Annotated in this window: 8 protein-coding genes and 1 pseudogene; 8 read left to right on the top strand and 1 reads right to left on the bottom strand. The window is 58.1% G+C overall.

Translation table 11 applies throughout. From position 1 onward, the window contains the following. Positions 1–271: pseudogene (locus EOA36_RS00550) on the top strand (hypothetical protein); the annotation flags it as partial. A 506-nt stretch (positions 272–777) separates the two neighbouring features. On the opposite strand, the gene tnpB reads toward EOA36_RS00550, so the two are convergent. Continuing rightward, the gene (gene tnpB / locus EOA36_RS00545; RefSeq protein WP_126097350.1) at positions 778–1,017 is read right to left on the bottom strand and encodes an IS66 family insertion sequence element accessory protein TnpB; all 240 of its coding nucleotides are present in this window, start codon (positions 1,015–1,017) and stop codon (positions 778–780) included. A 353-nt stretch (positions 1,018–1,370) separates the two neighbouring features. Between tnpB and EOA36_RS00535 the strand changes: the two genes are divergently transcribed. From EOA36_RS00535 to EOA36_RS00505, 7 genes are all read left to right on the top strand, one after another. Further along, positions 1,371–2,624 (top strand): methylaspartate ammonia-lyase, encoded by a 1,254-nt coding sequence (locus EOA36_RS00535; protein WP_126097352.1) that lies wholly within the window; start codon positions 1,371–1,373, stop codon positions 2,622–2,624. Between the two features lie 14 nt (positions 2,625–2,638). Beyond that, positions 2,639–3,790, top strand: a complete 1,152-nt coding sequence (locus EOA36_RS00530; protein WP_167498460.1) for a CaiB/BaiF CoA-transferase family protein — start codon at positions 2,639–2,641, stop codon at positions 3,788–3,790. A 136-nt stretch (positions 3,791–3,926) separates the two neighbouring features. Beyond that, on the top strand, positions 3,927–4,838 hold the full coding sequence (locus EOA36_RS00525) for a CoA ester lyase (protein ID WP_126097354.1): 912 nt from the start codon (positions 3,927–3,929) through the stop codon (positions 4,836–4,838). 135 nt (positions 4,839–4,973) lie between these two features. Beyond that, on the top strand, positions 4,974–5,900 hold the full coding sequence (locus EOA36_RS00520; RefSeq protein WP_126097355.1) for a LysR family transcriptional regulator: 927 nt from the start codon (positions 4,974–4,976) through the stop codon (positions 5,898–5,900). A gap of 195 nt (positions 5,901–6,095) precedes the next feature. After that, positions 6,096–7,529, top strand: a complete 1,434-nt coding sequence (locus EOA36_RS00515; protein WP_126097356.1) for an NAD-dependent succinate-semialdehyde dehydrogenase — start codon at positions 6,096–6,098, stop codon at positions 7,527–7,529. Positions 7,530–7,535: 6 nt separating this feature from the next. Continuing rightward, the gene (locus EOA36_RS00510) at positions 7,536–9,080 is read left to right on the top strand and encodes a fumarate hydratase (RefSeq protein ID WP_126097357.1); all 1,545 of its coding nucleotides are present in this window, start codon (positions 7,536–7,538) and stop codon (positions 9,078–9,080) included. Positions 9,081–9,569: 489 nt separating this feature from the next. Next, positions 9,570–10,067: an Lrp/AsnC family transcriptional regulator gene (locus EOA36_RS00505; RefSeq protein ID WP_095488146.1), complete on the top strand. Its 498-nt coding sequence runs from the start codon at positions 9,570–9,572 to the stop codon at positions 10,065–10,067. Positions 10,068–10,398 lie beyond the last annotated feature (331 nt).

Genomic DNA, 10,398 nt, shown 5'->3' with positions numbered 1-10,398 from the left:
GGCGCAAGTCGAGAGCAGCCTTGCAACTTTGCTGCAGGACATTGCGGTTGCGACCTTCCGTGCCTGCCAGTGCCGGGACTACGCCCGCGTCGACCTCCGGATCGACCGCTCCGGTCAGCCCTTTGTCCTGGAGATCAACTCGATGCCGGGGCTGAGTATGTGCGGCACTTACGCCTTGGCCGCTATGACTGCCGGACATAGCTACTCGAGCTTGATCAATCGCATTCTCGATCTCGCTCACACGCGATCCTTCGGAATCGGCATCCCCTAGGCTGAGTCACCAGAGCCAGATATGAGTCCCCATAGGGCAAGGCCGAGATGGCTATGGCATCGGGATTTCCTGCCGCAGGCTTGGGCGGAGCATCACCGGTAGCCTGCGCTCGTGTAGGTTTGCCGAATGTTGTTGATGTCGTCTTAGGTGAAGAGGAGGACAGTTTCGCTTAATTCGGTTGCGATAGCCGTCGTAGGTGCTCAGTCCTCTCGAGCATCTCGGCAACGTATTTGAGAGTGGTCGATCGGCTCAACAACCGGACAGGCTTCGGGACAGTCTTGCCCGCTCGCTCCGCATCCATTCCCATGGCGCCTCTGCGATCGCCGGGTGCCTCGCGCGGGCGGCCAGCTCCGCGAGGATTATCGCGTGCGCACTGGCAAGATCATCAGGAAGCTGATCGGCTCATCGGCCATGACGAATATTCGCTCCTCCGTGCAACGACTTTGCTCATCCCGCCGAGTCGCGCTCCAGGTTATTTGCGGCATGCGCCAGTTGAGCGGGCGTGATCACCAGGGTGCCGTCGGCCACGTGGCCAAATAAAACGTCCATTTCGTAAAAAGGCAGGCCCACTGGCCGTCATGCCAGATCACCTTGATCAGCCCTCCCTGACGCCCGAGCAAGTGGCCGCTGTGCGGATCGCGCTTCAAGATCTTCTGCACCATCAATGCAAGGCCGGGGAAGCCCTTGAGCACATCCGTATAGCCAGTGGCAAGCCATCCGGCCGAGCGCCTCGCTATCGATGTCACCCTCGACCTGCAGCCGACGGGCGCCGCCAAGCTCGATCGTCACCGTGCTGCTCTTTTTGCGCCGTCGCGGTATCGGTGGTTGCTGCACAGGCGGCTGCGCCGCAGGCCGCTCCTCGACGACTTCCACTGCACGAGCAGTGGCACTGATGGCGCCGAGATCTGGCAAAGCTCTTTGCGCCACCGGAAAAGCTGGCTCCCATGAATGCCGGCCGATCGAGCGATCTCGGAAACTCTGGCCCCAGCTATCTGAAAACGCGATGGGACGGTCCAGAACATTATATTGGCTAACTCAATGCCAAGTGGCGCATAATCGCGCACCGAGTGGCCCTCTAGAATACATTGAGCGAAGCGAAGTGCAGATCAGAGACGTCCTGCTCGCGCCCGGAAATGGCGCGTTCTTCTATGACGACCAAGCCGCCATCGGCGCCGGAGCAATCCAAGACGGTTTCATCTATGTTGGCAGACCGATGACGACGGGGTTCACCTCCATTCGCGTTCCGGCATCTTCGCTCAGCGTGGGGCTTGTCCTCAGCGACGATACAGTTGTCTGGGGCGATATGATGAGCGTCCAATACTCTGGTGCGGGCGGGCGCGATCCGTTGTTTGAAGCCGCTCAAACCGCGGATTTGACGTCAGGCGTTGTGGCGCCCCGGCTGCTCGACGTCGATGCGTCTCGTTTCGTTGATGCCTGTGCAAAGGTTTTCGAGCCCTTTGAACATAAGCGGCTGCCTCTCGCGCTTGAGTATGGCGTCAGCCAGGCGCTGCTCCGCGCCGCGGCCCATCTCCACCACAGTACGATGGCAGAGGTAATATGTAATGAATTCGATCTGCCGCTGCCGACGTGCGCGGTCCCGATTTACTGCCAAAGCGGCGATGCTCGCGAAATCAACGTTGACAAGATGATTCTGAAGGGTGTGGATGTTCTCCCCCACGGCCTGATCAATTCACGGCAGAAATTCGGGGTGGGCGGCCAGACCTTCATGGAGCTTGTGAAGTGGGTTGCAAAGCGCACGCGCCAAATCGGCCGCCAGGGTTACGATCCGGTGCTGCATTTCGATGTGTACGGCTGGATAGGACTAGAAATTGGCTTGGACCCGCAACGGATCGCCGACTTTATCTGCGGGGTCGCCGATACCGTTCCGGGTGTCACGCTTAACGTTGAGTGCCCCGCGGATTTTGGTTCCACGCAAGCGCAAATTGATAACTACGCCCGGATAGTATCGATTCTGGATGACCGGGGATCCAGCGCTCGGATTGTCGTGGACGAGAGGTGCAACACGCTCGAGGATATTCGGCTCTTTGCCGAAGCGAGGGCCGCGCATCTTGTCCAGATCAAGACGCCCGATGTCGGTTCATTGGCTGACACGGCACATGCCGTGCTCCTGTGCAAGGAGAACAAGGTAGGCGCGTACGTTGGAGGAAGCTGTACCGAGACAGATCTCTCTGCCCAAGCTTCTGTCCACATATCGGTGGCGACCCAGGCAGACATGATGCTTGCGAAGCCTGGAATGGGTGTCGACGAGGCATTCTCAATAGTTGGGAACGAACAAAATCGGTTGCTGGCTATGCTGAACCGTCGTCGAATTCAAAACGAAAACGTTGGATGAAAACACGGTGTCGCATGCAGAAGTCTCTTGAGGGGATCACCGTCGTTGCCGTGGAGCAGGCGGTTGCTGCGCCTTACGCTTCGTCTCGCCTTGCTGATGCCGGCGCCCGGGTGATCAAGATCGAGAGGCCCGAAGGGGATTTTGCCAGAAATTACGACAAGTTGGTGCGGGGTCAGAGCGCTTACTTCGTCTGGCTCAACCGGGGTAAGGAGTCAGTCTGTCTGGACCTGAGATCTGAGGCGGATCGTGCCGTCCTGGATACGCTCATTGCCGGTGCCGACGTTTTGATCCAAAATCTAAAGCCGGGCAGTATCGAAAAATTGGGTTTCGGGTCTGCGGATCTGCGTCGACGTTTTCCGCGGCTGATCACCTGCGATATCTCTGGTTTCGGGGAGCAGGGGCCGTATTCCCACTTGAAGGCTTATGATCTCATCGTCCAGGCCGAAACTGGTCTGTGTGCGATCACCGGGACGCAACAGGGACCCGCCCGTGTGGGTGTGTCGGTTTGCGACATCTCGGCAGGCATGACAGCGCACAGTGCCATTCTTCAGGCGCTGTATCACCGCGAGGTCACCGGCGACGGGACCAGCATTCAGGTGTCACTGTTCGATGCCGTCGCCGACTGGATGAACGTGCCGGTTCTTCAAAACGAATACGGCGGCTATCACACGGTTCGCGCGGGCGTAAAACACCCGTCGCTCGCGCCGTATGGCGCCTATCGCTGTGCCGACGGCAAAGAGGTCATCTTTTCGGTTCAGAATGACCGTGAATGGGTGAATTTCTGCGAGAAGTTCCTGAAGCAGCCGGGGCTTATACGCACACCTGGTTTCGCCGATAATATGGAGCGCCTCGGTCACCGTGCGCAACTTGATGAGATCATCGAACAGCGGTTTTCCGAACTGTTATGCCACGAAGCAATGCAGGAGCTTGAGGCGGCCGGGTTGGCATATGGCCGACTGAACGAAGTCGCGGATGTTTCAAAGCACCCACACATTCGCAAGGTGCAGGTCGGAACACCCGAAGGAACCATCGAGGCGATAGCGCCGGCGGCGATCTTCAACTCTGAGCGCCCTTTGCTGCGCCCCGTTCCGGCTCTTGGAGCTCATACCGAGGCTGTCCGCGAGGAGGTTCTGGGACGTTTGCGCGAACGAGCTGCGTCAGCGTGAGCGCGCGCCTTGTCGGGAAGGGGGCGCGGTTGCGACCCACAGAGTGCATGCCTACTCCTAACCCTTTCCAGTCCCACGGCCGCCCAGCCAGCTCACTGACACAGCCCGCGCTAAAACCGGCACCAGAGGCGACTTCATGAAGGGCACCATTCCGGCCGTTGAAAGCCCGATGTCCATTCGCCGATGGAGATCTCTGCTCTTCGTTCCTTCTCATGTTCCGCGTTTTGTGGAGGCGGCTCATGAGCGCGGGGCAGATGGCATCATACTCGACCTAGAGGACTCCGTTCCCCAGGATCAAAAAGGTGAGTCACGGCGCCAGCTTGGTGCATCCGTGGCAAAGGTGGGCCGCAGGGGCGCTTCTGTTTTAGTTCGCGTGAATCGCGGTTTGCGAGCCTTGGCGGCCGATCTCGACGCAGCCGTGATGGCGGGCGTTGATGCACTTGTTCTTCCGAAAGTGGATTCGGCAGCGTGGGTAGCTGAGATCGCGAATGCGGTATCGGAACTCGAACGAGAAAGAAATCTTCCGTTGGGATGTATCCGGTTTCTTGCCCAAATCGAGACCCCAGGTGCCTTGCAAGAGCTATCGGCCATTGCCTCGTCACATCCCAGGATGGTCGCAATGGCCCTTGGCCCTGAAGACTTTAGTGCCGCTGTTGGCGGCGCCCCAGAACTTGATCTTCTCTTGACGCCAAACCTTTCTGTTCTTTTTGCCGCCCGTGCGGCGGGGTTGCTCCCGCTGGGCTTCATAGGAAGCATTGGCGCGTTCTCTGACACTCACAAACTTCGTGAGGCTGCGGAGCGTGCACGGCGGCTCGGCTTTGCCGGAGCTTTGGCGATCCATCCAAACCAGGTTGCCATATTCAATGACGCTTTTTCGCCAAGCCCACAGGAACTCGAATGGGCCCGTCGTGTCCTCGCGGCGGAGAAAGATGCGACGGCGCAGGGCATAGGCGCGTTCGCCCTGGACGGAAGGATGGTCGATCCACCGGTTATCCAAAGGGCCCGAGATATCATCGCCACGGATCCGGGCGCCGGGTTGGGCGTCTGAGGCCTCAGAGGTTGGTTACCAAACTGGAGCGACCCTACGGCTAGGAGTTATGCAACTCGGCACAATTATTGCTGTCGCGCCATCGCATTTCGAGATAGATTAAACTAATTGCAGTCCGCTCTCGGATGGGTACTCGTGGAAATCAGGCAGTTAAGATACTTCGTCGGTGTGGTCGAAGCAGGCAGTTTCACGAAGGCCGCTGGCTTCCTTAATGTTGCCCAGAGTGCGCTGAGCCTGCATGTGCGTCAACTGGAGGAAGCCTTCGGCACTCAACTGCTGATACGCGACAGGACCGGTGTGAGCGTGACGGCGTCAGGAGCCAAACTGCTCGAACGCGCTCGGGCGATTCTTAAAGAAATTCGACTTACCGAGGTGGAATTGACCAACACAGCTGCTTCCCCCGCCGGGGAGGTGACGATTGGCATTCCGTCTGGAGCTGCCCGCGTCCTGAGCGGCCCCCTGCTTGAGTCGGTGAGAAACGAACTGCCCAGGGTCTCCCTCAAGATGGTCGAGGGTATGACGGGACCGCTGGAGGAGTGGATGGCTGCTGGACGCTTCAATCTGGCGGTACTCTACCGCACTGCGGATAGCGTAGGCCGAATGACGGTGATAGCGCGCGAAAACCTTTGTCTGGTGGTACCGTCGGGTGAGCCGCCATTCGAAGATGCGATATCTCTGGCCGACCTGCATGCATTCCCCCTGGCGGTTCCCATGCGCAATAACAATGTCAGGCGTTCGGTGGCTGACGTCGTCGCACAGCACGGTTGCGCGCTGGACGTCAGGTTTGAAGTGGACTCGCTTTCAACGATCATCAACATGGTCGTAGAGGGGAAAGCGCATTCTATTCTCGCCGCGTCTGCGGTTCAGAAAGAAGCCTCTCAGGGTCTGGTCCGTACGGTCAAGATCGTGGATCCGGTGATTACCCGCTCCGTTGTGCTTGCTGTAAACCCGAAAGATGAGCGTTCCGCCGCCGTGTCCGCAGTCCGCACGCTCATTCCGAAGGTCGCTCGAGAATTGATTGAAATCCGGAGCTGGGCAGCGGTGGCGCCTGAGGCGACCTGACAAACTAACCTTTAAAGCTGGGCATGATCTTTTGCGGCCATTAGGACCAGCCCGATCTGGATTCCAGATGGATTTCGGCAATATTCGATATTTGACCCGCCGCGACCATCGCGATGAAACTGGCTCAAGCGAGTTCAGCAGTTTCGATATCGAAACTGCGCTCGTATGCAAGAATTCAGTCAAGTGGAGCCCGCGATGTCCGACGCCAAGAGTTACGAGCTCTTCATTAATGGCAAATGGCGAGCCGGTGGTAGCCGAGCCACTTTGCCGGTGATCAACCCGGCGACGGAGAAGGTATTTGCCTCAGTGGCCTCGGCTACGGTTTCAGACTTGGATGAAGCTCTTGCTTCGGCAGAACGCAGCCGCAAGGCGTGGTCCTCACGACCCGCCAAAGAGCGTGGCGAGATACTCGTCTCTGCCGCCAGCATTCTGGCAGAGAAAGCTGGCGCCGCAGCCAGGGACCTGTCGTCCGAACAGGGAAAGACGATTGCCGAAGCAACAGGAGAGTACGCGCGCGCAGTCGAAACGCTGGAATGGAATGGCCGGCATGCCGATGAGTTGTCGACCCCGATTCCGTTGGGTCCGAACAGGATGATCGTGCCGGAGGCCCTCGGTGTCGTCGCTGCCTTTACGCCGTGGAACTATCCAGCCGTTCTCATCGCCCGCAAGCTCGCCCCCGCGCTGGCGGCAGGCTGCCCGGTGATCCTCAAAGGGGCCGAAGAGACGCCAAGCGTGGCTGTCCATATCGTGGAATCTTTGCGTCAAGCAGGGATACCGGAAGGCGTGGTCAACCTGGTGTTCGGTGTTCCTGTGCATATATCACGGCATCTGCTCAGTTCGCCAATTGTCAAAGTCTTGACGTTCACGGGGTCGACCGCTGTTGGGAAACAGCTGGCCACACTGGCCGCGAATAATCTGCAGCGCTGCATCCTTGAGCTCGGTGGACATTCCCCGGTTATTGTGTGCGAAGATGCCGACCTGGCAACGGCGATACCGGCTATTTCGGAATACAAATTCGAGTGCGCGGGCCAGAGTTGTAATGCGCCCAGCAGGATTCTTGTCGCCCGATCCCGCTATGAGGAATTCCTGTTCCGGATGACGGAGGCGGTCCGAAAAATCAGGATCGGTCCACCGGATGACCCTGCAACGCAGATGGGTCCCATGGCAAACGCGCGGCGAATCGAGGCCATGCAACGCCTGACCAAAGATGCGGTAGAGGGCGGCGCCCAAATCGAGACCGGTGGCACCCCCCTTGACCGACCGGGGTTTTACTGGCCGCCAACCATCCTGACTGGCGTACCGAAGGAAGCGAGAGTGCTTCATGAAGAGCCGTTCGGACCAATTCTCAGCGTGGCTCCTTTCGATACGATCGAAGAGGCGATCGATGAAGCCAACGCCACGGAGTACGGTCTGGCCGCCTACTTGTTTACTGGCGCGGCCGATACGCAACAGAGGCTTGTGGGCGGTCTTTCTGCGGGCGCTGTTAGTGTGAATTACCTGAAAGGGGTTTCCGCTGATGCCCCTTATGGAGGAGTCAAGCAAAGCGGCTATGGATATGAAGGCGGCGAGCAGGGGGTGCGAAGCTTCCAGATTCTGAAAATGGTGAATGGCCTCGGGTCATTTGGATAAAATCCGGTGGGAAATAGAACACGGACCATCGCTGGCAAGGACATCACAAGAAGCGTCGCCGACGCTCTTCAGTACATCTCGTACTATCATCCTCCAGATTATATCCGGTCTCTTTCTCACGCATACACGCGAGAACAGAGCCCGTCGGCGAAGAATGCCATAGGTCAGATTCTGCTGAACTCCCGCATGGCGGCCTTTGGGCGGCGCCCGATTTGTCAGGACACCGGAGTTGTGGTTGTCTTCGCAAAGGTCGGCATGGATGCCCGCATTAAGTCAACGGCCAGTTTCGCTGATCTTGTGAATGAGGGCGTACGTCAAGCCTATCTCGATCCGGACAATCCCCTTCGGGCATCGATCGTTGCGGATCCCCTCGCCAGACGGGTCAACACCCGCGACAACACGCCGGCAGTTGTCCATGTCGACCTGGTGCAAGGTAACCAGATTGAGGTCACCATCGCCGCAAAAGGCGGCGGGTCGGAGAACAAGGCACGTTTTACCACCCTCAATCCCAGCGCCTCCGTTTCCGACTGGGTGGTCAATACCGTTTCGACCCTTGGCAGCGGGTGGTGTCCACCTGGACTGATCTCTGTCGGCATCGGTGGTAGCGCTGAAAAGGCGATGCTGCTGGCCAAGGAGGCCATGAACGAGCCCATCGATATGGCGGAACTGATCGCAAGGGGGGCGTCAAGCGCAGAGGAGGGGCTGCGGATTGAGCTTTATGAGCGGATCAACGCGCTTGGTATCGGCGCCCAAGGCCTTGGTGGTCTGACGACAGTCGTTGACGTCAAGGTTGCGACCTATCCTACTCATGCAGCGTCCAAGCCTGTGGCGCTCATCCCGCAATGCGCCGCCAACCGGCACCTGAAGTTTACTTTGGACGGCTCTGGACCCATCAGCCTCCAGCCGCCCGATTTGCGCGAATGGCCCGACATCGGAGCCGACGAATTGAACCCAGCCGGCGTCCGGCGGGTCAATTTAGATACGCTGACGAAGGAAGAGACGGCATCGTGGCGCTGCGGTGAAACGCTCCTGCTGTCTGGAAAGATGCTGACGGGCCGTGACGCTGCCCACAAGCGAATGGTCGAACTGATCGATGCCGGCAAGCCGCTTCCAGTCGATCTGCGGGGACGCGTGATCTACTACGTCGGTCCCGTCCGGGCAGCGAGAAATGAGATCGTTGGACCCGCCGGTCCAACAACCTCCAGCCGCTTGGACGATTTTACGGACAAGGTGCTCGCCGAAACCGGCCTTTTCGCGATGGTGGGCAAAGCGGAGAGGGGACCGGCGGCCATCGCCTCGATTGTAAGACACAAAACGCCATACCTTGCTGCAGTGGGTGGCGCTGCGTACCTGATCTCAAAATCGATTAAGGCGGCGCGGATCGTTGCCTTTGAAGACCTGGGCATGGAAGCCATCTATGAATTCGATGTGCAGGACATGCCTGTTATCATGGCCGTCGATGTTGAGGGAAACTCCATTCACAATTCCGGGCCTCTTGAGTGGCGTAAGCGTATGGCGGCCGACAGCATCGCACGCAACATTGGCGTTTGAGTCTTTCCGTTGGGCGATTTCGGCCAGACTCCAGCGTCAAATTGCCGTGAGACGAGCGGCATTTGCGGTGCCTTGCGCCTCCGCGAGCCGGACGAGCAAGGCCTTCAATTCACCCCAATAGCTGAATGTGCCACTGAATACTGCATTGAGTATGCCGTCCACGCGATCGAGGCTCGAATGCTGTCGCACGTCTATCAAGTACGGCAGCGGAGATTCAAGAAAATGGGGTATCTATTTATTAGGAGGTCTTCGCCGCCGCCGACTATTCTCTCCAGCGGCATCATTGCCCCGTTAGGCGTCGGGGCGATAGCCAAAGTACTTCTGCAGCTTTTCTCAGCGGATCGCTCTCCCTCAGCTGATTGTCGTACCCCATTCTGGCACATTTCGGACCGAGAACGGATGCGTTCCACTACTACATTCGGTCATTCAAGATGGATAGAATTGATCGGCGCACAAGGCGCTGTCATCGCTGCTTGAGAGCAACAGGTTATGAAGTCGAAACCCGACCCCGTGCAACTCGACAGTTGGGACGTCCGGATTCTCTCCGAGATTCAGGCAGACGGTCGGATTTCAAAAAGTGAGCTTGCAAAACGAGTTCATCTTTCGGCGTCGGCCTGTTCGGAGCGGCTCCGAGCACTCAAGGCCGCAGGGATTATTGAGGGATTCTATGCGCGACTGAGTCCTGCCCTCATTGGCGGCATGATCTTTGTGATGGTAGAAGTCGTGCTGGATCGCCATCGTCTTGAGGACCAACGACACTTCGAAACTGCAATCCAAGAGATCCCGGAAATCCTGGACTGCTGGGCAATTGGGGGGCGCGTCGATTATCTGATGCGGGTCGCATCTCCTTCTATGGCCGCCTATCAGGATTTCATGGAGGGACTGCTGCAGGCAGGCTTGGGCATTGATCAATACTATAGCCTTGTCGTCACGAAACCAGTGAAGTCCAATTCACCGATACCTTTGTCCGCACTGAGGCAACGGTGAAACCGAAAGTTTAAGTTTCAACGGCGTTTGGCGCGGATCCCGTAGATTCGTCGGCAAAAGGCGCCCATTCCGACGAAACTCAAGGGACATTTGCGGTATACTAATTGCTGGAAAAAGGTGGCCGAGCGCTATCCGCCAGTTGATGGCGAGGAAGGACGATGCGCTTGAGCAATCTGGAACCGATCATTCCAGGAGACGGATCGAAGCAGCCATCGGACGCACTTGCCCAGCACGGTTACGGCGAGAAGCCAAACCGGATCGTGCCTGGTTGAGGAGGCGTCCATATCTAAGATGCGAAGTGCCGAAAAATGCCTCTACCGCTACTTCAAGG

Origin of the sequence: Mesorhizobium sp. M8A.F.Ca.ET.021.01.1.1, from assembly GCF_003998025.1 — a bacterium.
In the GTDB taxonomy this organism is placed as follows: domain Bacteria; phylum Pseudomonadota; class Alphaproteobacteria; order Rhizobiales; family Rhizobiaceae; genus Mesorhizobium.
The sequence above is the reverse complement of the archived record's forward strand: the minus strand, read 5'-3'. Positions and strand labels throughout refer to the sequence as shown.

Bases quoted from the DNA above. Each gene is read 5' to 3' on its own strand.
- EOA36_RS00530 (WP_167498460.1), top strand. From the start codon at position 2,639: ATGCAGAAGTCTCTTGAGGGGATCACCGTCGTTGCCGTGGAGCAGGCG.
- EOA36_RS00525 (WP_126097354.1), top strand. From the start codon at position 3,927: ATGAAGGGCACCATTCCGGCCGTTGAAAGCCCGATGTCCATTCGCCGA.
- EOA36_RS00515 (WP_126097356.1), top strand. From the start codon at position 6,096: ATGTCCGACGCCAAGAGTTACGAGCTCTTCATTAATGGCAAATGGCGA.
- EOA36_RS00505 (WP_095488146.1), top strand. From the start codon at position 9,570: ATGAAGTCGAAACCCGACCCCGTGCAACTCGACAGTTGGGACGTCCGG.